At 58.1% G+C, this 23,739-nt stretch carries 21 protein-coding genes; 9 read left to right on the top strand and 12 right to left on the bottom strand.

What is annotated here, in order from left to right; genetic code table 11:
• Nucleotides 1-76 precede the first annotated feature (76 nt).
• Complete coding sequence (locus ABOK31_RS24135; RefSeq protein ID WP_349959166.1) at nt 77-1,021, top strand: LysR substrate-binding domain-containing protein; 945 nt, start codon at nt 77-79, stop codon at nt 1,019-1,021.
• On the opposite strand, the gene ABOK31_RS24130 is transcribed toward ABOK31_RS24135, so the two are convergent.
• The 10 genes from ABOK31_RS24130 to ABOK31_RS24085 form a co-directional block, all read right to left on the bottom strand.
• On the bottom strand, nt 1,018-2,301 hold the full coding sequence (locus tag ABOK31_RS24130; protein ID WP_349959164.1) for an FAD-binding oxidoreductase: 1,284 nt from the start codon (nt 2,299-2,301) through the stop codon (nt 1,018-1,020). The genes ABOK31_RS24135 and ABOK31_RS24130 overlap by 4 nt on opposite strands.
• A 29-nt stretch (nt 2,302-2,330) precedes the next feature.
• Nucleotides 2,331-3,476, bottom strand: coding sequence for an aldo/keto reductase (locus ABOK31_RS24125; protein WP_349959163.1), 1,146 nt, complete (start codon nt 3,474-3,476; stop codon nt 2,331-2,333).
• A gap of 30 nt (nt 3,477-3,506) precedes the next feature.
• The gene (locus ABOK31_RS24120; protein WP_349959162.1) at nt 3,507-4,241 is read right to left on the bottom strand and encodes an aspartate/glutamate racemase family protein; all 735 of its coding nucleotides are present in this window, start codon (nt 4,239-4,241) and stop codon (nt 3,507-3,509) included.
• Nucleotides 4,242-4,312: 71 nt separating this feature from the next.
• A complete protein-coding gene (locus ABOK31_RS24115) occupies nt 4,313-5,152 on the bottom strand; it encodes a transporter substrate-binding domain-containing protein (protein WP_349959161.1) in 840 nt (279 codons plus the stop codon).
• Between the two features lie 24 nt (nt 5,153-5,176).
• A complete protein-coding gene (locus tag ABOK31_RS24110; RefSeq protein WP_349959159.1) occupies nt 5,177-5,839 on the bottom strand; it encodes an amino acid ABC transporter permease in 663 nt (220 codons plus the stop codon).
• Nucleotides 5,839-6,483 (bottom strand): amino acid ABC transporter permease, encoded by a 645-nt coding sequence (locus ABOK31_RS24105; RefSeq protein ID WP_349959157.1) that lies wholly within the window; start codon nt 6,481-6,483, stop codon nt 5,839-5,841. Before ABOK31_RS24105 ends, ABOK31_RS24110 begins: the two co-directional genes overlap by 1 nt.
• Complete coding sequence (locus ABOK31_RS24100; RefSeq protein WP_349959156.1) at nt 6,480-7,244, bottom strand: amino acid ABC transporter ATP-binding protein; 765 nt, start codon at nt 7,242-7,244, stop codon at nt 6,480-6,482. Before ABOK31_RS24100 ends, ABOK31_RS24105 begins: the two co-directional genes overlap by 4 nt.
• Before the next feature lie 1,251 nt (nt 7,245-8,495).
• Complete coding sequence (locus ABOK31_RS24095; protein ID WP_349959154.1) at nt 8,496-8,792, bottom strand: hypothetical protein; 297 nt, start codon at nt 8,790-8,792, stop codon at nt 8,496-8,498.
• Between the two features lie 154 nt (nt 8,793-8,946).
• Nucleotides 8,947-9,684 (bottom strand): response regulator transcription factor, encoded by a 738-nt coding sequence (locus tag ABOK31_RS24090; protein WP_349959153.1) that lies wholly within the window; start codon nt 9,682-9,684, stop codon nt 8,947-8,949.
• A 617-nt stretch (nt 9,685-10,301) separates the two neighbouring features.
• On the bottom strand, nt 10,302-11,390 hold the full coding sequence (locus ABOK31_RS24085) for a hypothetical protein (protein WP_349959152.1): 1,089 nt from the start codon (nt 11,388-11,390) through the stop codon (nt 10,302-10,304).
• A gap of 610 nt (nt 11,391-12,000) precedes the next feature.
• On the opposite strand from ABOK31_RS24085, the gene ABOK31_RS24080 reads away from it, so the two are divergent.
• The 4 genes from ABOK31_RS24080 to ABOK31_RS24065 all read left to right on the top strand — a co-directional run bounded on the left by ABOK31_RS24080 (nt 12,001) and on the right by ABOK31_RS24065 (nt 16,141).
• Nucleotides 12,001-12,576: a PE-PGRS family protein gene (locus ABOK31_RS24080; RefSeq protein WP_174182253.1), complete on the top strand. Its 576-nt coding sequence runs from the start codon at nt 12,001-12,003 to the stop codon at nt 12,574-12,576.
• Nucleotides 12,577-12,679: 103 nt separating this feature from the next.
• Entirely contained in the window at nt 12,680-14,395 is a 1,716-nt protein-coding gene (locus ABOK31_RS24075; RefSeq protein WP_349959150.1) for a type I secretion system permease/ATPase, read from the top strand.
• Nucleotides 14,396-14,409: 14 nt separating this feature from the next.
• A complete protein-coding gene (locus ABOK31_RS24070; RefSeq protein WP_349959149.1) occupies nt 14,410-15,855 on the top strand; it encodes an HlyD family type I secretion periplasmic adaptor subunit in 1,446 nt (481 codons plus the stop codon).
• Nucleotides 15,845-16,141 (top strand): transposase, encoded by a 297-nt coding sequence (locus tag ABOK31_RS24065; protein WP_174182247.1) that lies wholly within the window; start codon nt 15,845-15,847, stop codon nt 16,139-16,141. The genes ABOK31_RS24070 and ABOK31_RS24065 overlap by 11 nt, the downstream gene beginning before the upstream one ends.
• 717 nt (nt 16,142-16,858) lie before the next feature.
• Here the strand turns inward: ABOK31_RS24065 and ABOK31_RS24060 are convergent.
• Entirely contained in the window at nt 16,859-17,272 is a 414-nt protein-coding gene (locus tag ABOK31_RS24060; protein ID WP_234910393.1) for an SgcJ/EcaC family oxidoreductase, read from the bottom strand.
• A 388-nt stretch (nt 17,273-17,660) separates the two neighbouring features.
• On the opposite strand from ABOK31_RS24060, the gene ABOK31_RS24055 reads away from it, so the two are divergent.
• From ABOK31_RS24055 to ABOK31_RS24040, 4 genes are read left to right on the top strand one after another with little or no spacing between them, the layout of a single operon-like run.
• Nucleotides 17,661-18,641, top strand: coding sequence for a sensor histidine kinase (locus ABOK31_RS24055; RefSeq protein ID WP_349959147.1), 981 nt, complete (start codon nt 17,661-17,663; stop codon nt 18,639-18,641).
• Nucleotides 18,638-19,291: a response regulator transcription factor gene (locus tag ABOK31_RS24050; RefSeq protein ID WP_174182241.1), complete on the top strand. Its 654-nt coding sequence runs from the start codon at nt 18,638-18,640 to the stop codon at nt 19,289-19,291. The genes ABOK31_RS24055 and ABOK31_RS24050 overlap by 4 nt, the downstream gene beginning before the upstream one ends.
• A complete protein-coding gene (locus tag ABOK31_RS24045) occupies nt 19,288-21,633 on the top strand; it encodes a PAS domain S-box protein (protein WP_349959145.1) in 2,346 nt (781 codons plus the stop codon). The genes ABOK31_RS24050 and ABOK31_RS24045 overlap by 4 nt, the downstream gene beginning before the upstream one ends.
• Nucleotides 21,624-22,073 carry a response regulator gene (locus tag ABOK31_RS24040; protein ID WP_349959144.1) on the top strand — a complete coding sequence of 150 codons (450 nt, stop codon included), beginning with the start codon at nt 21,624-21,626 and terminating at the stop codon, nt 22,071-22,073. Before ABOK31_RS24045 ends, ABOK31_RS24040 begins: the two co-directional genes overlap by 10 nt.
• Nucleotides 22,074-22,209: 136 nt before the next feature.
• Here the strand turns inward: ABOK31_RS24040 and ABOK31_RS24035 are convergent, their stop codons facing one another.
• Nucleotides 22,210-23,736: a SulP family inorganic anion transporter gene (locus tag ABOK31_RS24035; protein WP_349959143.1), complete on the bottom strand. Its 1,527-nt coding sequence runs from the start codon at nt 23,734-23,736 to the stop codon at nt 22,210-22,212.
• Between the last annotated feature and the right edge of the window lie 3 nt (nt 23,737-23,739).

Raw genomic sequence — 23,739 nt, 5'->3', positions numbered from 1 at the left:
GATTTCGGGCGAGACTACCGACGACAAATAGAGTTGTGACGTTGCAAAAAAATGCAAAGGCGCATAACTTCAGATTATGCACAGACTGCGATCGCTCGTTCCCTCCGCCAACTATCTTTTCGTCTTCGAGGCGGCTGCCCGGCGACGAAGTTTCACAGCCGCCGCCGAGGAGCTGAATGTCAGCCAGCCCGCCGTCAGCAAGACGATCAAGCTGCTGGAGGAGGCAACGGGACTGAGGCTGTTTCGCCGCGAACACACACGGCTGGAGCTGACCGCCGAGGGACAGAGGCTCTACAGAGAAACCCAGCAGGCATTCGATCATTTGCACATGGTGCTGACATCCTTGCGCACCAAACACTCGAACGACACCGTCAGGGTGTCGTTCTCCGCTTCCTTTGTGCAGCTCTGGCTTCTTCCGCGCCTCAAGGATTTCAAGCAACAGCATCCCGACATCGCGCTACGCATCGAGGAAAGCAGCCGCGACGATCAGAATCTGGATGAGGAGAATATCGACATTTCAGCCCGGCTCGGGGCGGGAAAGTGGCCAGGAATGCATGCATGGCATTTCGTCACCGAGGAGGTCATTCCAGTTTGCAGCCCCGATTATCTCCGGGAGAGCGGGCCCATCAATGAGCCTGCCGACTTGCTCAATCACAAGCTTCTGCATTTCGAAGAACGACATCGCGTTCGGCTCGGCTGGCATGATTGGCTCAACCGCCATTCCGTTCCCGTCGCCCGGCTTAACCAGGATTTCGTTTTCACCGACGCATTGAGCTCGATTGAGGCCGCCGTTCTCGGGCAAGGCATAGCGCTCGGTTGGAAACACCTCGTCCATGATCATGTGCGGGCCGGCCGGCTGGTCTATCCGCTGGACGCAGTTCATCGCTCCGGTCAGACAATTTACATCATCATGCCGGCGCAGCGGCCGGCAAAACATGGTGCCATGCTCTTCCGCGATTGGCTGCTCGAACAGGGTGCCGACGCACCTGTCTTCGCAGCCACCGAGACGCCATCGACCTAGAATCTCTCTCCGGAAAAGTGCGCGAGCTGGGCACCAACCTCGTAGTAGGATTCCTTGAAGCCCCTGAAGGGCTGTTCCTTCGCATCGGTGATCGGCAGCGGCAGATCGACCTCTTGCAGTTCCCCGAGAATATGGCGGGCCAATATCTGTCCGAAGACGGTACCTGGCGCTATACCGCGACCGTTGTAGCCGGAAAAACCCACGATGTTCTGCTCGAAACGATGGAAGCGCGGCAGGGCATTATCCGTCATGCCGATCTTGCCGTACCATTCATATTCGAACTCAACAGGCCCTAGCTCCGGAAAGAGCCGAGCAAGCGCGCGTTTTGCCCAACCGACATGGACAGCCGTTCCCGTATTGCGCAAGGCGCCGACGCTGCCGAATACTAGGCGACCGTCCCTATCAATCCGGAAGGACGACAGGATTTCCTTCGTATCCCATGCCCCTTCCCGACCGGGAAGGATGGAGTTGCGCAGTTCGGATGGCAGCGACCGGGTGGCAAGATTGAAATAAGGAAGATGCACTTGCTCGCGGCGAACCTTTGCCCACGGCCCTTCGCTATAGGCGTCGCTCGCGACCACAACCCATCCAGCGCTTACAGAGCCGCTTGCGGTCGAGACTTTCCAGCCGGTTCCGTCCGGCACGCATGAAAGCACAGGCGACCCGGTATGCAGCACGGCACCGGCACGCAGCGCCGCATGCGCCAGCCCGCGCACATAGCCAAGCGGCTGTAGCGTGCCCGCACGCCGATCAAGGAGCGCACCGGCATAGGCCATCGTGCCGATCCGGGTCGCTGTCTCAGCCGCATCCAAAAGCTCAACGGGCGCCCCCCGCTTCTGCCATTGCCTCGCGCGCTCGGTGATCTCCGCCAAGCCAGACTTGCCAACCGCGCAGTGCAGAGTGCCGCTGCGCTCGAGTTCACACTCGATGCCGTGCTTGTCGATGATGGACATGACGGTCTGCGGACCATCGCCGAGAAGCTGGAGCAGACGCTCACCATAGATGTCGCCGAGCTCGCCCGGCAAGTCGTCCGGCATCACCCACATGCCGGCATTTATCAGGCCGACGTTGCGGCCCGATCCGCCGAAGCCAATTTCCGCACCCTCAAGCACGACGACACTTTGCCCGGCTTCTGCAAGATGCAGGGCTGCCGAAAGCCCAGTGAAGCCGCCACCCACAATCACGACATCCGCGGTGAGCTCGCCACTCAGGGGAAATGTCCGAGGGGCCGCAATGGCAGTTCTTTCCCACAAGCCATGGGAGCGTGAATCATTCAACATGTCATGGTTCCTTCCAACCGTTTGCCCATTCAATCGCGGTCTTTGTTCTTCGGCTGACCGAACGTGTAGTCCGTGACCTTGGGCAGCAGGATTTCCCTTCTATAGCTTGGGGGCTTATCGCCGACGGATGCACCGGCATTCAGGATCGCGGCCTGATAGTCGTCTGCAAAAAGCGCGTAGGGATAGGGCGCATCAACGGCGGTGGCGGCGTCGAGTTCAGCGCGAAACTCGGAAGGGATCGTGAAATCGAGTGCAGCGAGATTGTCATCCAATTGCGAAAGTCGGCTCGCACCGACGATTGCCGCGGCGATACCGGGGCGGTTCACGCACCAGTTGAGCGCAATCTGTGCCATGCTGCGCCCCATCTCGCTGGCAACCCTTTCCAGCACGGTGAGGATGCGCAGGTTACGCTCGGTGAACAATCCGAGGCCACCACCGGAGCTATCCTGCGAAAGACGCCCCTCTTCCGCCGAGCCGGGGCGATATTTTCCGGACAGGAGCCCCATGGCAAGCGGACTCCAGGCCGTGATGCCAAGACCGAGCGTCTCGGCGAACGGCACGAATTCGTGCTCGATGCTCCGCTCGACCAGCGAATAGGGCAATTGCAAACAAATGGGCTGGGTGAGCGTGTGTGCTTCCGCCCATGCCTGGGCACGGGCCGCATACCAGCCCGGCACATCGGAAAGCCCGGCATAACGGATCTTTCCAACACGCACGAGATCGTCGAAGGTCCGCATGACCTCTTCTGCCGGCGTCATGCGGTCCCATGTGTGGAGAAGATAGAGATCGATGTAATCGGTCTTCAAACGCTTGAGCGAAGCATCGACCGCCTGCATCATCGCCTTGCGACCGTTTCCGCCGGCATTCGGATTACCGGGGGAAAGACTGTTGGAGAATTTCGTCGCGATAACGACGTCGTCACGCAGACCCGATTCCGCCACGAAGGTGCCGACAAGTCCTTCGCTCAGCCCGCCGGCGTAGGAATTGGCGGTATCGATGAAGTTCCCGCCGGCGGCGATGTAGCGGTCGAAGATCGCCCGCGCAGTTCCTTCATCTGCACCCCAGCTGCCGCCGATACCACGAATGCCACCATTGCCGAAGGTCATGGTGCCGAGTGCGAGACGGCTGACGCGCAGCCCCGAGCGTCCCAGCAGATAATATTGATCAACAGACATGATGGGCCTCCCGTTCGAAAGCGCGGTGAGTTACATGCCGCCGAGATAGGGCCGGCGCGCAACGCTCTGCTGGACGTAGTTGATCATCGTGATGAAATCGAAAATGGGACGCCCCGTGGCCGCCTGCACCGCATGCGCGTAGGGCGGCAGATCGCTGCATTCCAAGAGGATGGATCTCACATTGGGATTCTCCGCCACCAGGTGGTGAGCAACTTGGGTTACCTCACGCTCGATCCGAGCCGAATCCAGCGTCCCTCTTTCCTCAAGGATCGCCTCGCGAAATTCCGTCTGGTCCTCCATGCCGGCAATAGCCAGAGAAATGCCATCCGGCACGTTGCAGGCCCTAAAATGGCGCGGCGTGAGCCGCGACGCATTGGCCGTGATGACACCGACGCTACCGCCGCAAAGTGCGTGCATGAACGGAATTTGCATCAAGCTGGAAAGGAAGACCGGAATGTCGAGCGCCGCCGCCACCTCCTCCTGAAAATAGGCCATGAAGCCGCAGGCACCGGTAATCGCCTTGACGCCGCGGTTCTGCAATTCAAGGGCCGCTTCCACGAAAGCTTCCTTCAAGGCGGGATCACGCTGGTTCAAAAGCCTGTCGATCGACGCTCCGCACACCTCCTGAAAACGGACAGGATAGGTGTAGGTGGTGGCATTGCCGACATTGCCGGGGACGCAGGGATAGGCGGCATCGAGGATCAGAATGCCGATCTGCTCTCCGTACCATGACTGCGTCTTGCGTGTGACCGTATAGACCGTCATCACCGGTGTCTCCCTGTATCCGATCGTAGAAAAACGGGGGAGGATCACCTCCCCCCGCGCAACAAGACGTTTTACTGAACCAGGCGCGGAGCGCCCGTCTCGCCAGCCGTGCCGTCGAGACCGTAGGACTTGAGGATCTTCACGATCGTTCCGTCCTTGTGCATCGCCTCGATATTGCTATCCAGCGCTTCGCCGAATTCCTTTGCCTTCAGGGAGTAGGGAAAGGCAGCCTGTGCGGCTTCCTTGGTCGCCTTCACGCGCGGATCGGCAGCCGCGACGGCGACCTTGACATCTTTCAGCGCACCCTTCTGCGCAGCAACGACACCCGTCGAGTAACCATCGACGGCGACATCGATGCGGCCGGCGAACAGATCCTGCTGCATGTTGACGGAATTCGGATAGAGCTTCAGCGACCCGCCGAGCAGCGCCTTGAGATCCGCGACCCAGAGATAGCCCTGGACGGTACCGACTCTTTTGCCCTCGAGATCGGACACTTTCTTAAAGTCGTGCTTCGAATAGATCGCCATCTGGTCCGTGTAGAGCGGCGCTGACAGGTTCATGGCCTTGGCCCGTTCGGCGGTGCGATACCAGTCACCCGTGGTGATATCGGCCTGGCCGGAAAGAACATACTGGATCGCCGCGGCAGGATCGACGGCAACTGCCTTGACCTGCAGGCATTCGCGCTTGGCAAATTCGGCAGCGATGTCGCCGTCGATCCCCTTCATGGTGCCGCTGTCGTCGAGATAGGAATGCGGCGCGTAGGTCGTGACGGCGACCGTCAAGGTGCCCGGCTCGATGGTGGTGAATTTATGCTTTGGCGTGCAATCGGCAGCGTGCGCGATCTGGGCAGACAGAAGCATGCCGGCAATGGTAGGCAGCAGGAAATAAGTCTTAGACTTGAATGCGGGCATGCCGAAATTCCTTTCTGTGGACGGTTAACGTTGAGCGTAGAGACTTGCCCGCTTCTCGACATGGCTGACGAGGACAGCTGCGGGTATCGAAATGCAGGCATAAAGGGCACCCGCACAAAGCAGAGCCGGGAAGTAGCGGAAAGTGTTGGAGCCGATCTCATAGGCCCGGCTGACAAGCTCTGGCAGGGCGATCGCAAAACATAACGATGTGCCCTGGAAAATCAGGATCGAGAAACCGAGAAGCGCCGGCAGCGCGACACGCAGGCCCTGCGGGAGCAGGACGAAACGCAACTCGTCGGTCCGGTTAAGGCCAAGCGCCTCGGCGGCTTCGCGCTGGCCATGGGCGATCGACTGCAGGCTCGCCCGGATGATCTCGCTCGTATAGGCGCCGGTGTTCCAGGCAAGCGCAATCACCGCCGCCACAAAGGACCCGATGGTCAACCCGATGCTCGGCAATCCGAAATAGATGAATTGCAGAAGCACCAACGCCGGTGCTCCACGCCCGACTTCGACTAGAACAAGCGAAACGGCCCGGAGCGCCCTGTTACGCACCAGCACGCCCAAGGCCAGCAAAAGCCCAAAGGGAATACCGAGCAGCAGGCTGAGCGCCGTGACCTGAAGGCTGATGGAAAGACCGCTGAGAAGGTCGGGCATCCAGGAGATAATTTCCTCATAGGTTGGAAGCATCAGCGGGCCACCTTGGATCTGAGATGTGCATCGGCCATGCGCGACAACCAGGCCACAGGCAAGCTAAGGAAAATGTAGAAAAGTCCGACGATAGCGAAGATTTCCAGACCGTGGAAAGTCAGCTGCGAAAGCTGATTGCCCTGATAGACCAGTTCGGTCACCCCGATGGTCGAGGCGACGGCCGTCTCCTTCATCAAACCGATGAGATAGCTTGCCGCCGAAGGCAGAGCCACTCTGAACGCCTGCGGCGCCACGACATCCCGCATCGTATACCAGCGGCCAAGATCGAGAGCCGTCGAGGCTTCCCATTGACCGTGATGAATGGAGCTGAGTGCACCACGATAGATTTCCGCCATATTTGCAGCGGCGATAAGGCCAAGGCCGGCGAGCGCCGCCACGAACGGGCTGATCGGAAAAAGGCTTATCCCGAGACCAAAGAAGATTATGAACAGCCAGAGGATCGGCGGAATAGCGCGAATGATCTGAATCAAGATTGAAGCGAGGAGACGCACCAGGAAAAATCGACTTCGGCGTGCCGCCAGGAGCGGTATGGCAACGGTAGCGCCGATCGAGAAGGAACCGGCTGTCAGGGCTATGGTCCAGGCAAAGCCCCGAACAAACATAAGGAGGTCGGCGGCGGTCATCGATCATGCACCGCACGAAGGAAACGGCGCGTCCGCTCATGTTGCGGATTGCGCATCACCTCGACCGATGGACCCTTCTCGATAATCTGGCCATCCGCCATGATCATCACCGTGTCGGAGACGTTTTCCGCAAAGCCCATTTCATGGGTAACGACGATCATCGTCATCCCACTTGTAGCGAGCTCCCGCATGACCGCCAGAACTTCGAGCCCTAGCTCCGGATCGAGCGCAGATGTCGGCTCATCGAACAGCATCACCTCGGGATCGAGCGCAAGGGCCCGGGCAATGGCAATCCGCTGCTGTTGTCCACCCGAACAACGGCCGGGATACTGCGCTGCCTTGTCAGTCAACCCGACGCGCCTTAGCAGTTGCATCGAGCGCTCGTCCGCTTCGGCCCTGCTGCGGCCAAGCACCCGTTCCTGCGCAAGGCTGACATTGCGCAGCACGGACATATGGGGAAAGAGGTTGAACGACTGGAAAACCATGCCGACACGCCGGCGCAGGCTCGATAGCTCGGCACGAGATACCGGCTGCGCCGCGTTAATTGTGGTTGGACCAATGGTTATCGTGCCGCCCGACGGAGGCTCGAGATAGTTGATGCAGCGAAGCAAAGTGCTTTTGCCCGAACCGCTAGGCCCAATGATCGCCAGAACCTCGCCTGCACTGACCTCAAGATCAATCTTGTCCAGAACGCTATGCGTTCCATAATGCTTGCTGAGCGAATGCAGGCCAATGAGGGTTTTACCGGTCGTGGCTTTCATCTTTGACCACGCTCAACACTTGCGTTGAAACGTAAGTCTTGAACCATCGCCATTGCATACGATGTCACCAATATCATGGACTCCCGATAAAGCGCACGTTTCAGCGCGGGCGCAAACGGCCCTGGCCCATAGCGTCGTGAATATTTGCTTGTCGTCGCTTCACTTCGGAAACGCCGTGTTCCCACTTTTTGTTGGCCAAACTCTAACAGTGGCGAATGGGGATGGGAGTCGAAAAAAAATATGGGCCTGAATAACTTGAGGTTATGCATGCCAATAGCAACAGAAACATCACGAAATTGTAACATCAGTATCGTCCAAAGGACCTTACCTTCGGCAGCGCCAGACAACAGCGGATGATAATTTCGGTCACACTGAACTGAGCCGCAAAGTCGGCTATCGCCTCCCCCCCGCCGTCATGACCTGAAAGTCTCAAACTGGTCGAGCAGGTGCTTATCCTCCCCAAAGACGATTTGCGACAGGTGTGGAGGCTGCGCAACATGATCGCAACCGGATGGCCAAACCCTCGTCGCAATTCTGTGGGCCGTCCGTGGAAAACCTTTCAGGGAAATTCATGTAGATTGAGATATGTCTTTGCGACTATTGAATATCCGCTTGGTTCTACGGCAATGCCTCTTTTGATTTCATATATTCAACAGCCTCATGATCTTCGCGCCAATCCTTTCGCTGCTAGGCCTTTTTACTCTTTTCGCTCTGCCGCTTTTGGGCATTGTGGCACACTTATGCTCGTGAGTGACGCCGTGGCGAAATGGAGCCCCCAGGAACTGCCGCCTACTCTCCCGCAAAGGGCAAGCATGGTTAAGCTTCCTGATGCTTGCGAGTACTGGACTGGTATCGATCAATGTCGGCGGAGCAACCCGCGATCACCCTGTAGAGCAGCGCGCCAACGGCCAGTGACTGCATTTCAATCTCGGAACTCCGCCTCGAGTGATTGTTGATGATGACGGGCTGACTTACTGCGACAAGTTCCGTAACAGAGTGGATTTTTTGTAGAGACCAAATACTCGGGCTCTTGAAGGGAATCGAGCCAAGCCTCCCAATTGCCTTGTTCACGAACTTCCTGCAGCAGGCGATAGTATTACGCCCTGTGTGTCTTCAAATAGAGACTGAGATAGAGCAGCGGCTTGCGCAGCACTCCGCTGCAAAATTGCGGGATCTGTAGCAAATGCCACCCGCCCCCGCATCTCAACACCGCAAACACGGTGCGGCAGCAGCATACCCGATAACTCTCCCTCAGGTAGCAATATGATGACCGAAGAAGATGATTTCCGTCATTTGCGGTGGTTCAGGGAAAATGGATCGGGCAAGACCTGGAACATCATCGGGATCGTGGCTTATATAGGGGGAGCGCGTCCCTTCCTTTGGCAGCAACATGTATGCGCTACCACTTTCCGCGTTCTGGCCTTTCCAGTGTGACGCATCGTCCATACAAATCTCAATCCGCGACTTGTTGGAAGTTCCGACTTCTTCTGGAAACTGCTCCATAATGCCGCAAAATTGATAGCCGGAGCAGACAGCGGAGGTACTCATTCTCGGTATTGAACCAACCCACACGCTTCCGCTTTTGTCACTCCTTTGACAAGCATATCGAGCATAGCCATGGCATCTGCCACAAGCAAAGCTAAAGCGCCGAGGCTCTAGCGCCGCTGCATGAAAGTTCCATGGCGGGTTATTGCAATACCACCTAACTCGGCGATGCGTCCTGCCCGCCCGCGGTTCTTTGAACCAGGCGGGCAACCACCTCGGTGCGGTTTTGCACCTGCAGCTTACGCATTATGTGCTGCAAATGCATCTTCACCGTATGTCCCGAAAGATTAAGTTTTCCCGCAATTACCTTATTTGAGCAGCCGCATTGCAACTCCGCGAGAACATCCGCCTCTCGGGGTGTGAAATCGGCAATCGCCAAATGCTGCGCCCTGCCATCCAGGCTTTTTTCGACGTCATTTCCGGACAGACTACTATCGCTTGAATCGCTTGTGACAGCGCCCAAGAGCTGCGGGCAGAATGCTCCTCCCGCCAGAACGAGACGAAGGCCGGCAAGGGCGATATCAATCGGAAGCGACGTCGAGAAAAAGCCGCGAATACCCATCTTGAGTGCCTGACGGACAATGTCGACATCATCAGTATCCAGGAGCAATGTGACAGGAGCCTCAGGAAAACGTGCAACAATAGCGGCGAGATCATTACGCAGACTTGCGCTCTCAACGCCTCTGCCGGCCAGATCTAGTGCAATCAAGCGTACCTCAGATCCAAGAGCTTTATCGAGACTCTCAGTCGAGATCATATCGATAAAACTCCAACCGATGAGTTCACGCTCAAGAAGCTTCACCACAGTCGTCCGCGCGAGTGTTGAGTGCTGAATAACGACAATGGTGGGTGTATTGCGCCGCATATGGCGCCTGGATTTGGCACTGTTGGACATCTGCTTGCTCCCCCGGTGGCTATTTTAGCCCAACAGCAATACATATTATTCCCGTTATCGTTTCATGTCATGGCATAAAAAAGAGGTACTATCGATATCAATAGTCTTATCTATCGTGATAATTATCATAACATGCAAGATATGGTCAGCAGACAACCAAAGACTGCATATAACATTCAAAGCGCTATTTATGGATATATATTAGATATACAAATTGCCACATATGATAGAGTTTTTTCGGAACTCACGCTTATCGAATTAGCCAGCAATTATTTTAAACGCACTGAAAGTCATTCATTCGGTTACGATTCCAATTTAGATGACGATCAACAAATCAACCTTGCTTTGATAACATATCTCAACATAAAGCAGCCGTAGCAATGGACGGACACATCAGATGCCACGAGAATGTAGCGGCTTCCGATGGTCGAGATCTGCGCGATATAGTTGGGGCAAGGTTGAATTTTCGATATCGCAGTGAACCGGTCATTCTGCGCCATGTTTGCCGAAAGACAAAAGCCGGTTGGGGGAATTGATCCAACATCTGCATTCAAGAATTGCAGGAATAACGGCTTCGTGTCGGTCAGCCTTTGCAGTGCGAGTGGGGAAGCTGTCGGCTAGGTATGGATGAAGCCCAGAATGTCGTCCACGAGAGCCGAATGGGCGTCCGTGAGGTTGCCGCCTCCGCCGTGGCCACCGATGCCGGCCAACTGAAGCGCATGTTGATCGTAGAGGACATGATCGATCTGCTGAGCGTCCGCCGTCCCGCCAGCGGGCACGGCAATGTTGATGGGATGGAAATAGGCGAGATTGACGTCTACCACGCTACCGGTTGACGATCCAATCCCGCCGCCGCCCCCCGCATGGTTGCCGGTAAAAATCGTGTCCGACGACATGTTGAAGCCACCGCCGTTGCCGCCGACGCCTGCAATCTGCACACTGCCCTGATCGAAAATTGCATTGTTTGTCTGATGGGCCTCCGCCGAGCCGCCCGCGGCGCCTACCGCGATGTTGATCGGCGAGAAGATGGCCACGTTGACGTCGACCATGCTGCCGACGAAAAATCCAGCGCCGCCGTGCCCGGCGTAATTGTCGCCGGTAAATGTAAGCGCGGTTCCCGGGCTCATCGACGAGTCGTGAACTGCGACGTTATGGTCTCCGCCCGAACCGCCCATGCCGCCAATCTGGGTTGCTCCCTGCAGGAACATCGCGTTGTTCGATTGATCGGCGTGCGCCTCAGCGCCGGGGCCTGCCGCCACAGCGGTGTTCACTGGAGCAAACACCGCGACGCTGGTGCTTGTGAGCCCGCCGAAGAAAAGGCCGTCGCCCCCGGTGCCGGCATGATTGGCACCACCGCCGCCGCTGATAGCAACATTGCCGCTTCCGCCACTCCCGCCTATCCCAGCCATTTCGGTGGGATGCTGATTGATGAGCGCGTCATTGCCCTGGAAGGCGTCTGCAGCCGAATGAGGCCCCGCAATGGCGGCATTGGAGGGCACGAAGACGGCCAATGCATTGCTGTTGATCACGCCTTCGCTGATCCCGTCCCCGCCGCTGCCGGCTGAATTATAGCTCGGACCGGAAGCAACATCCAATGGAAGCCAAGTCGGCACCAGCGCCAGATGCCCCGCAGCCGAATTGGAGGTCGGGTTTTGATCGGTGCCTGTTTTGGGCAAGTCTTCCGATAAAGGACGAATTTCCGTCATTACCATCTCCATTCCGCGGTCAAACGCGCACCCCATCGAGCGTGCGGCAGCGTATGCAGCTTGAATTTTTCAGGCATTGTGCATCTGAACATGAGAAAAGCAGAGCCTGCAATTCGTCTACATCCCGTCGGCTAGTACTATAGCCATATGGCTGTCATGGATGCAGTACCCCCTTGTACGAGTTTGAGGGCACCAAATCCGCTTTTGGATTGGAGGTCTGGCATTCCCGTGCGCCCCTTTTCCGCCAACGGAACATACTCGTTTTCAGCCCCGAAAAGGGTCTCCCCGGCTACGCGCAACGTGATCGGAACCCCGGAATTTGGCCGCTTCGCCTCGACGGCCGTTGCTTCGAAAGCAGCATCGCTTCGCCGAGATCGCACACATAGTCATTGGCCATGCCATCCGGCGCCAAATCACGAAGCATCAAGCCGAAGCAGCGCCCCACCACCTCAAACGATACGTCCGAAGGAACATCACCGAATATCTAGATAGCTCACGAATTAAATCGCGGATAATATTAACCTACGGTTGTATTGGCTGGCGATGAGATGCTGGATACCCACGCCGTAGCAAGGAACTCGGACGAAACGAAGTTGAAGGAGGGACATCAATGCCTATTCCACAAATATCTGACACGATTCATTTCAGTGACCCGGTTGCCGGCGACGGAAGCGCCGGCAACGGCGGCGATGGCATCAGCCATGGCAACATCGACTACAATCCGGTTGCGTATGTCGCCAATGTGCAATCGGTCGAAGGAGCATCCACCGATCTGCACAACGGCGATCATGTTGGGCAGATGGCGGATTGGACTGCCGGCAGCGGCGGACCTGGTGGCTTTACCCAGGCCCAGAACGGTTTCCTGGCGGCGGTCACGAATAGCGGTGCCGGGGGCGCCGGGGGAGATTCTCACTCCAACGGCAGCCAAGGAAGCGTGAGCGGCGGCGACACGGCGGCAGTAAGCGCCGATACGACGGCGACCCAATATACGCAGCTTCTGGCTGATCAGCATGCCACCATCCTCGCAGGTGTCGGCGGCAACGGCGGCAACGGCAACGTCGCTCGCGGCGGCGACATCTCGGCGGCATTGGTTCACACGGACCCCTCAACGACGACCGTGAACAATGCTCTCGATCATTTCACGAACGACTTCGGCCATATCGATCTCAGCCATCTTGGCTCATGACCCCAGGCCCTGAGGGTCGCCGGCTTTGGCTGGCGACCCTCATAGGTTGCGGAACCCGCCGGCAGCCTCGTCTTGTCAGTATCAAGTGGAGCGAGATCGGATAATGGCAACGCTTTCTGTAAAGCCATCGCGCCCACAGACACAGCTCGTCGTTGCGCTCCGGGCTTGTGCCGGAGCCTTCGGGTTGGTTTTCCTCTACAGCTGCGGCTACAATCTCTTTCTTCTTGTGCCTTCCATCTATCTCCTGCAGATCTATGACAGGGTTCTGTCGAGCCGAAGCGCCGACACGCTCCTGATGTTGACGATCATCATCGCCATCGCCGTCGTGGTCGGCTCCACGCTGGATATCGTGCGCAGGGCGGCGCTTTCGCGCATCGGCAGCTGGCTGGATCACAGGTTGCGGCCCATGGTGCTCACCGCATCGTTCGAATATGCCGCTCGCGCCGACGCAGGAGCCGCTACGGAGTGCTATAGGGACCTGGCCATACTACGCCAGTTCCTCGATTCACCGGCAAGTTCCCTTTTCTTTGACGTTCCCTGGGCGCCGGTCTTCCTGCTGCTGCTCTTTCTTGTTCATCCGCTGCTTGGGACCATCGGTCTTTTGAGCGCAGTTGCGCTTCTTCTGTTTGCATTCCTGACGGAACTGGCGACGCAAGAGCCGCTTGCCCGCGCCAATCTTGCCCTTTCGAGGAGCTATCTGCGATTTGCGAGCGCTCTCAAAAACATCGAGGTGATCCGGGCAATGGGCATGCAATATGGCGCGGCACTGCTCGTCTATCGCGATGCGGAAATGGCAAGAAGAGCGCAGGACGTCGCGATGCATCGGACGGAGATCATTCTTGGTTTCTCCAAAGCGATCCGCACGCTCGCGCAGATCCTGATGATGGGATCGGCGACATGGCTGGTGCTTGCGAGCAACAGCAGTCCCGGCATCATTTTCGTAGCGAGCTTGCTGCTCGGGCGCGGGCTCGCGCCGATCGAGGGTGCAATCGGCGCATGGCGCTCCCTGACGTTTGCGCGGAATGCCTTCAATCGCCTGAACAGAATGCTGATCACCATGGCATCGGAACACGATGCCCGAACAGTTCCGCAACCGGAACCCAACGGCCTCATTCTCGATAACGTCGGCTATATTCAGCCATTCGCCAACCGGCAGATATTGACTGGTATCACATTGCGCCTGGCGCCTGGCGATTGCATAGCGCTCATCGGCCCGTCGGGATCGGGAAAATCGACGCTGGGCCGCGTCATAGCGGGCGTTGTGCAGGCAACGAGCGGGTGCGCGCTTCTTGGTGGGGTCGATATCTCGGCTCTGCGCCTTTGCGGAGGGACCCACCACGTCGGATACCTGCCGCAGGACATCGAGCTCTTCGGCGGAGCAATCAAGGATGTGATAGGCCGGCTGGACGGAGGAGACCCCGCCAAAGCGATCGACGCCGCAAAGCTGGTTGGATTGCACGAGGCGATCATACGGCTGCCGAAGGGCTACGAGACCGATATCGGCGAAGGTGGAAACCTGCTTCTTCGAGCTCAGCGCCAACAGCTGGGACTGGCACGGGCGGCCTATGGAAATCCGTCTCTCATCGTACTCGACGATCCGAACTCGAGCCTCGATTATGACGGCGAGCGCATGCTGTACAAAGCGATTGAGCGCATGAAATCCAGGGGGATGACCGTCGTCATCATCACGCACCGCATGGGTATCCTGCCGGTCACCAACAAGATTGCCATTATGCGTAATGGGACAGTGGCCGCCTTCGGCGACAGCGAGCAGATCTACGAAACCTATCTTCAACCGCCATCTCGAACAGGAACCTAGGGAGGGATGCTGCCATGACCCTTGTTCGACTGGACGAAACGCTGGCGAGATTATCGAAATCGTCAGGGACGGGTCAGCGGTTCGCCCAACGATCGGCAGCGACGGCCAAGCAACAGGCTGGCTATTCGACGGTGATCGAGTCGAAACAGCGCAACCCGGCTCCCCCTTCGCCCATGCCGGGGCTCAGGGGTGTCATTTGGACAGGTAACCTGTTGATCTGTTTCTTCGTGGTCGGATTGGGAACCTGGTCGATGCTGGCGCCGCTGAAAAGCGCTGCGGTTGCATCAGGCGTCATTGAACCGGAGTCCAGCCGTAAGACCATTCAGCACCTGGAAGGCGGAATTGTACGGCGGATACTCGTCAAAAACGGAGATGCGGTCACGGCCGGACAAGTCGTGATAGAACTCGATGATACAAAATCTCGCTCGGAGCGCGACAGTATTCAAGGGCAACTTTGGGACGCCGAAGGTAGCCGCGCCCGCATGCTTGCCGAGCAGACAGGCGCCGATCACGTCGCCTATCCACCAGACCTCAGGGCAGCAACGGACAGAGATCCGTCGGTCGGCGCGATCCTTGCAGGACAACAGAAGATCTTCGAAGCTCGTCGCCGGGTCATGCAGGCCGAAGTTGGGATCACCAATGAGAAAATCGCGCAGGTGCAGCAGGAAATCGTCGGACTCGGCGCCCAGAAAACAGCGCTCACTGAAAGAGCCTCGATCTCGCAGCAGGAGCTGGATCAGGTCACGGCCCTCAACGCCAAAGGATTGGAAAGAAAGAACACACTTCTCAACCTGCAGCGGGAAAAAGCAGACCTTGCTGGCCAGCAGGGACAGGTAGAGGCGCAGATTTCCCGTGCCTATCAGGTGATTAGCGAGTCACAGGCCGACCTTGCAAAGCTCGAGAGCGACCGGTTGAGCGAAGTTGCACAAGGCATGCGCGACACGGAAAGCCAGATCATGCAGTTGCGCGAGCGTTTATGGGCGATCGATGACCAGCTTTCAAGGACCGATATCCGCGCTCCCGAAGATGGAACAATCATGAACCTGCGCATCCACACAGCTGGTGGAGTGATCGGCGCGGGCGAACCACTCGTCGATCTTCTGCCACGCGCCGATCGCCTTATCGTGTCTGCCCACGTCAGGCCGGAAGACATCAATCTGGTCCGCGCGGGGCTCTCGGCACAGATTCACCTCCTTCCATACAATCAGCGCCGGGTTCCACTCCTGAAAGGTCGGGTCGAGTATGTTTCAGCGGACCGCCTCACCGATGCGCAGACCGGCCAGCCCTACTTTGCAGCGACAATCCGGATAACGGACGAGCGGTTGGTGAAAATGAGCGATGTCGAACTTGTCGCAGGCATGCCTGCACAGGCATTGATCGAAACGGGCAAAGGCAGCGTGGCATTCTATGCCATCAGGCCACTCCTCGACAGCTTCAACAGAGCATTTCGTGAGGACTGAAGCGGTGATGGGCAAGAGAAAATTCGACGATGACCAAATTACTGGTATTCTGAGGGAGCACCAAGCCGGAGTGACGGTGGCAGATGTTTGCCACAAGCACGGCATCAGCGAGCCGACCTTCTACCGGTGGCAATCCCTTCAGTTCGGAAATGCCGGTCTCGATGCCAAAAGAGTGAGAGCACTGGAAGAAGAGAACCAGAAGCTCAAGAAGCTTTTGGCCGAAGCGATGCTCTCCGCGGCAACGCTGAGCGAGATGTTGGCGAAGACATCAACGGGACGAAGTTGATCTCTGACCTGAGGTTTTATTGGCCACTTTTCAGCCCTGTACATCAGCGAGAGCATTCTATTTTGGGCCAATGAAGCCGCCTCAAGTAGAGGTCAAGGGTAGGCTTCGAAAGCTGGCAAGGTCGATTGCAACATGGCCTTGTTCTTGAACATGTAGCTGAGCACCGAAGAATTCGGAGGCCGTTCGCGGTCAATTTGCATAGATTAGTACCGCAGGCGAACCGATATCCCGCGATGCTATTCAAAAACGGCCATGTTCTTCAAACGCATATCGCCGTCCGCTATCAGCCAGGCGAACAATGCGCGTCGCAAGACCATTTGCAGGTCAGCATCCAGGTCAGTAGATAGTGGTGACTATATGAAACTATCGCGTATTTCAGATACGCGGTAATTTTATATTTGGCCATCTCCGGAAACATCTAACAATCATGTACCTTACAAATGCGACCGACCGGCAATTGCTGGCCGCAACGATGATGCTTGAAGCCTTCCATGCAGCTGATGATCCGCGCTTTGCTCGACGTGAGCTGAGCCGTCTCTATAGAATACCGAACTAACCACTTTTGACGAAGCGGTAGAACTTGGCAGTTGAGAAATCGAACCACAACATTCTCACATGGGCATCCAAGCGACGACCCTGTTTGCCTCCTCTGCATCAGATGGAAGTTTTTTGGTTGGGAAGCACCGGGACTATCCGATGCTTCCGATCGACATCCGATCAGCTGGCGTGCTTTTCGGGCATGGCAGAAGAATGGTGCGTCGAGATCAGCCACTTGCCGTTTTCGAACTGGTACGTGAACGTGTAGCGTGCAGGCACTTTGCTGCCATCCTTCAGTGTAAAGGTATAGGTTCCGGTATCGGTCGCCTTGTTGCAGCCGAGTTTGATCGTGCGGCTATCGATCTTGCCCTGCGGATGCTTCTTCAGGAATTCGACGAAGTAATCCCTACGCTCCTCCTGGGTCAGGCGCGGCTTGTTCGAAACGGTCGGCAAGAGTACCGCGTCCGGGGCATAGTTCTCAACCACCTTGTCGGGATCCAGCGTCGCAAGCGAGGCGTTCCAGCGGTCGAACAACTGCTCCACCTGGGGCTTGGTGATCGGCGCGCATTCGCTTGCGAGAACCGGCGTCGCCATCAGCGCGATCACGGAAGCGGCAAGCATATGTCTTATCATGTCAGTCTCCATCTTCGGTCTTGTGCCCCGGCGACAATCCGCGCCGGCTTCCTAGAGATGGTTTGCCACTTCTCTTCCCGCGTCTGCCGCATGGCGGCAATCGCATATGCCGGATGGCCTATGTATTGTGGCCGACGGACACACTATCTAGGGATCTAGGGAGCGCCAGGACGTCCAAAGGACCAGAACGCATATGGAAGACGCAAACGACGACGCGATAGCGTCACCCATTCGGGAGTTGCGGCGGCTTTATCGAGACGCCGAGGCTAAAGCCGCCCGCTTGAGGCTGATTGTCGACGTGCGCTCCACGCTTGATCGATCGCCGTCCGAGACGTCCGTGCATGAGGCCTTGACCGCAATCGTCGTCTTTGCCGGGGCAACGGCGGCTTCGCTTCGTTCGCAGAGCGGAGAAACGTGGCAATGCGTCGGGCAAAACGGACAGCAGCGGCCAATGATTGATCCCGCCGAAACCAGGTTCATCGGTACGGCATGGAGGGACGGCGAGCAGCTGGAGCTTCGTCTGTCCCAGCCCGCGTTCCCCATCCATGAGGACGATCGCAGCACGATCCAGATCGTGGCGGATCAGCTTGCCGTATTTTTGGCGGCCGAACGCCAGCAGTCCATTCAGAAGCAATTGACGATGGACCTTCAGGCACGCGAGCGCGATCTGGCTCGCCTGGTGGAGGCCATGATTGGTGCGCAGGAGCAGGAGCGCCGCCGGGTCGCCTACGACCTGCATGATGGCGTGGCCCAGTCTTTGGTAAGCCTGCTTTTTCACCTCGAGGCAGCGGGTATCGCGGTGCATGACGCGGGCGCGGCCAAGCAAGCGATCGAGAGCGGCATTGAAATCGCTCGAATGTCCATTCGGGATGTGAGGGGCGCAATCGCCGCGCTTCGTCCGGCCGAACTCGATGATCTGGGGCTCGAAGCGGCTCTGCGCGCGCGGCTCGACAGCATTACGGACAAAGACGTCGCTTTTCAGTCGAACCTGAATGGCCAGCGGCTGAGCGGCCCGTTCGAGGTTACATTCTACCGGGTCGCGCAGGAGGCATTGGCGAACGCCGTGAAGCACTCCTCATGCAGCCGGATCGAGGTGCGGCTTTCAACGGAAGATCCGCAATCCGTCACCCTCATGATAACCGACAATGGTTGCGGTATCGCTGTCACGCCGGCTCCCAATGCCGGGAATGGCTGGGGCGTTGGCCTGTCGGCCATGCGAGAACGAATGACCCTGATTGGAGGTTCTTTGACCATCCGCTCGACACCAGGCGCGGGAACAGCCATCCTCGCGCGAGCACCCATTATAAATCCAGTGAAAGAACCCTCTTGAAGCGCCTCCGAATATTGATCGCGGACGATCACGATCTTGCTCGTTCCGGCCTCAGGGCCATCCTGTCCACCGCAGACGATATCGAGGTCGTCGGCGAGGCAGCCGATGGCGGTGCCGCCGTCTCGCTTTGCGAAACGCTGCGCCCCGACGTTGCTCTGCTGGACATCCGCATGGGCGGGATGGACGGGCTGGAGGCGGCGGCCGAGATAGGCGCCAAATCGCCTTCAACCCGTATCATCATGCTGACCATGCATGACAGCGTCGACTATCTGGAAGCCGCGATCAAGGCCGGAGCGAGCGGCTATGCGCTCAAGGACATCCGGCGCGACGAGTTGCTGCAGATGATACGCAATGTCGCCGCGGGGCAATCCTTCTTCAATATCGAGCTGATGCGGCGCCTGTTGCGGCGCGTTTCACCCGAGGCGGCCGGCGAAATCGCCATGGAACGGCTGACCGTGCGCGAACGCGAGATTCTCGAGCGCATGACGACTGGCGAGACAAACAAGGAAATTGCCAAGGCGCTCTCGATCGCACCCGGCACGGTCAAGGTGCATGTCGAACGCATTCTCTTCAAGCTCCGGGTCAACGACCGGACACAGGCGGCCGTCGTCGCCGTCAAAGCCGGGCTGGTCGATCGGGAACGTCTATGATCCACCGACGCCTGTCTGCCTCGCTATCGAAGAGCTTTCTTGATCTACCCCTTGCACTCAAGGGGCTGATTGTCATCGCCGTTCCGTTGATCTGCTTCTTCATTGCCCTGACCTCGGTCTTCTTTGCGGATCGCGAGAGCCGCAGGGCGGAAAACTATGTGCGGGTGACTTTGGCGATCCAATCGGACATTCTGGAGCTGCACGCTCTTCTCGCCGAAGCGGCTTCCGGCGTACGCGGGTATCTCCTTACCGACAACCAGGCTTTCCTTGCGCCCTTCGACAAGGCACGAGCGGAACTTCCTGGGGTGTTTGCGTCCATGCGGCCAAGGATCAGAGATGGAGAACAGCTCGCCCGGCTCGACGAGATGGAGCCGCTGGTGATGCAAAAGCTCAAAGGCCTGAGCGCGCTCGGCGATGCCGCCGGCAAAGCCGGACAGCCGACCACGGAGGACATTCGCAGGACACTGGTGGAAAACAAGGCGCTGCTGGATACGCTTCGAGCGAAGATCGACCAAATGCGCGAGCGGGAAGATGTGCTGCTGGCGATCCGGACCGGAGAGGCCGACGCCATTCGTGACCGCGCGCAATGGATCACCTTGTTCGGCGCTCTCTTCGGACTGCTCGGCGGCATCACGGCCATCATCCTCATGTCCAACGGGATCGTCCGGCGTGTCGGTGTTCTCAAGGAGGCCGCCCACAAGCTTGCCGGCGGCCGGGAGCTGGAACGCTTCCCGACGGCACGCGACGAGCTGGGTGAACTTGCGGCGGCGCTTGAGGATGCGAGCCGTCTGCTCAAGGCGCGCGAGGATGCATTGCGTGAAAGCGAGGAGCGCTTCCGCCTCCTGGTGGATGGCGTGCACGACTATGGTATTTTCGGCCTGGACGACGCCGGTCATGTCGTCAGCTGGAATAGCGGAGCCGAACGGATTACAGGCTACAAGGCGGATGAGGTCATAGGCGGGCATTTTTCCACGTTTTACCCTGAGGAAACACGCAGGACCCATCCCGCGCAGGAACTCTCACAGGCCAAGACATATGGGCGGGTCGAGGACGAAGGCTGGCGTATCCGCAAGGACGGCTCGCGCTTCTGGGCCAACGTGGTCGTCACCGCCCTTCAGGACGACCAAGGCAAATCGCGCGGTTTTTCCAAGATCACCCGCGATATGACGGACAGAAAAAAGGCTGAGGAAGCCCTGCTTGCGGCACGCCAGGAGGCTGAGCGCGCAAGCCGGGCCAAGAGTGAGTTTTTGTCGCGCATGAGCCACGAGCTGCGCACTCCCCTCAACTCGATCCTGGGCTTTGGCCAAATCCTCGAGATGGATCTTCGCGATGAAGAGTCGCAATCTTCCGTCAAGCAGATCCTGACGGCTGGCCGGCATCTGCTGAGCCTCATCGACGAAGTCCTCGATATTGCCAGGATCGAAGCCGGACGCATGGATCTGCTGATCGAACAGATCGACGTGACCGAGGTTCTGCGTGAAGCGATCGCGTTGGCGAGGCCGCTGGCTCGGGAACGAAACATCGACCTGCATCTTGATGACGCTGAGCTGGCGCGGGCCTACTCGCATGCGGATCGGCGGCGGCTGCTGCAAGTGCTGCTCAATCTGCTGTCGAACGCCATCAAGTTCAACCACGCGGGGGGCAGCGTCACCGTCGCGGCGCGCAGGAACCGGGCGGAGGAGCTTGCGATCGAAATTAGCGATAGCGGAGGCGGGATCGCCGCCGATGAAATCGAACGCCTGTTTCAGCCCTTTGAACGGCTCGGCAAGGACCGCAATGCGACAAGCGGCACGGGATTGGGCCTTGCCCTGTCCAAGCATCTGATGGAGGCCATGGGCGGCGGCTTGGAGCTGGTGCGAACCTCGCATCTGGGAAGCGTATTTTCTCTGCACCTGCCTGTCAGCGAGAGCAACGAACATACCGAGCAGGCCCAATCGGCGCCGATCACGGCCATCGGGACGAGAAGCGGCGGAATTGCCAAAGTCCTATGTGTCGAGGACAATCCCCACAACCTCAGCCTGGTCGAGAATGCAATGACGCGCAGCTTCGATTGCAAGGTGATACCGGCCATCTTGGGCGAACAGGGCCTTGCTCTTGCCGTCGAGCATCAGCCCGACCTGATCCTTCTCGATCTCGACCTGCCCGACATCAGCGGCCTTGACGTTCTCTTGCGGCTAAAAAGTGACCGGAGGACGCAGGCGATCCCCGTTGTCGTCGTCAGCGCCGATGCAACGGGTGAGAGCCGCCAGAAGGCCAAGGCGGGTCAAGCCGCGGGCTATTTGACCAAGCCCCTCGACCTGCGTCTCCTTGTACGAACAATAGAAGATCTGACATGCAACTGAACACGACGATCGACATCCCCGCTGAGGCCCAGATACTGATCATCGACGACGAACCGGCAAACGTCACCCTGCTCACGCGGCTTTTGCAGCGCGAAGGCTTTGGCAAGATCAGCTCCACGTCCGATCCCCGCAACGCCGTGGATCTTTTTCGAAGCCTGCAGCCGGACATCGTGCTTCTGGACCTCATGATGCCGCATGTCGACGGCTTTCAGCTGCTGGAGGCCTTTTCACGCCTTGTCGGACAGCAAACCTTCGTTCCCGTCATCGTGCTTACGGCGGACGTTTCGATCGAAACCCGCCGACGCGCGCTCTCGCTAGGCGCCAAAGATTTCCTCGTGAAACCGCTCGACGCCGTGGAGACGGTGCTGCGCATCGTCAATCTGCTCGAAACACGCTTCCTCTTTCTGGAGCTGCAGAGACTGAATGCCAACAAGGCGTGATTGTAATGCGTCACCTCATATGGCCGCAGCAATGGAAATAAACGTGATGTTTAGCGCTTCGCTTCTTGCTCTTCGCCTTGCCCCGGTAAGCGGGGCAAGAACATTGTCGCTAGCTACCTGATGCATTCTCCGCCGATCAGGCAACTTCCTCTGACAGCCGTTCAAAGATCGGTTTTAGCCTCCGGTGGCGCCCGACCGGCGGATGCTCAATTTCGACGAGGCGCCCTAATTTCTTCTGTCGTTTCAGCCATTCACGCAGGGTCTCGGCGCTTGTATGGTCAAGGTAGTGCAGGCGAGCGCCCGCAATCCTGATCTTACGACCCTCGGGAAGCGTTTCCAGCATATTGAGCAGAGTAGGAACGTCCTTGCATGTGGCCACACCGACGAGGTCGAGATGGATGGTTTCATCCTCCTCCAACCTGTCGATGGCAAGTTTGCGGCACAGATACGGAAGGATTTCCAGCATGGATAGCGCAAGGCCGAGTGCCACGCCGACGAGCAGATCCTGAAGCACCACCATTGCCACCGTCGCGGTCCAAATCCCGACGGGAACCCAGCCGTGATGATTGAAGAGGTGCCGGACATGATGGAGACTGATCAGCCGCCAGCCTGTCACAAGCAGGACCGCGGCAAGCGCCGTCAGCGGCACCATCGCGAGCAGCTGCGGTAGAAATGCTACGAGCCCAAGGATCCAAACACCGTGCAGAACGGCCGACGCCCGGGTCCGTGCGCCGGCCTGAATATTAGCGGACGATCTGACGATGACACCGGTAATCGGCAACGCACCCAGCAGACCGCAAAGTCCGTTGCCGATGCCCTGGGCAAACAGCTCCTTGTTGAAGCGGGTGCGCACGCCATCGTGCATGCGATCAACCGCGGCGGACGACAGCAGCGTTTCCGCACTGGCGATCACCGCTATGACCAGTGTTGTCACGATGATACCGGGCTCGACCAGTCTGGCAAAGCCATCGAGCGTCGGCAGTGTAATGCTTTCGATGAGAGAGGACGGCACCTCCACTCTTGCGATCGGCAACTGCATCCCGACCGTCAATATCGTACCGGCCGCGACCCCCACCAGGGCACCGGGTACCAGTATCAGTGACTTCGGCCTGAACTTCTCCCAGGCGATCATGGCAAGCAAGGAAATCAGACCCACGAGGAGAGCGACCGCTTCTCGCGTCAGCCCCGCGCCCCATACGCGAGCAAAGGTCTGCTCCATGGCGGTGACGTTCTCGATGCCTCCGGCAGCCGGTCTTGCCCCCATCAGCACATGGATCTGGCCAAGAATGATGAGGATGCCGATGCCTGCAAGCATGCCATGAACGACAGCAGGCGAGATTGCCCGGAACCACGAACCGATCCGCAGGAATCCAGCAAGAACCTGCAGAAATCCCGCAACGATGAGAACCGGTCCGAGCATGGCGATGCCATGTTGCTCGACAAAACCGAAGACGATCACGGCAAGGCCGGCGGCCGGACCTGACACCTGAAGTGGAGAGCCGGCCAAAAGGCCAACGACGATGCCGCCGACAATGCCTGAAATGAGGCCCATGGCCACCGGAACTCCTGAGGCCACAGCAATCCCGAGGCAAAGCGGTATAGCAACGAGAAACACGACGAGCGACGACGCGAAGTCTCGCGAAAGAACAGAGCTTGATATCATCGA

The organism is Rhizobium sp. ZPR4 (assembly GCF_040215725.1).
In the GTDB taxonomy this organism is placed as follows: domain Bacteria; phylum Pseudomonadota; class Alphaproteobacteria; order Rhizobiales; family Rhizobiaceae; genus Rhizobium; species Rhizobium rhizogenes_D.
The sequence above is the reverse complement of the archived record's forward strand: the minus strand, read 5'-3'. Positions and strand labels throughout refer to the sequence as shown.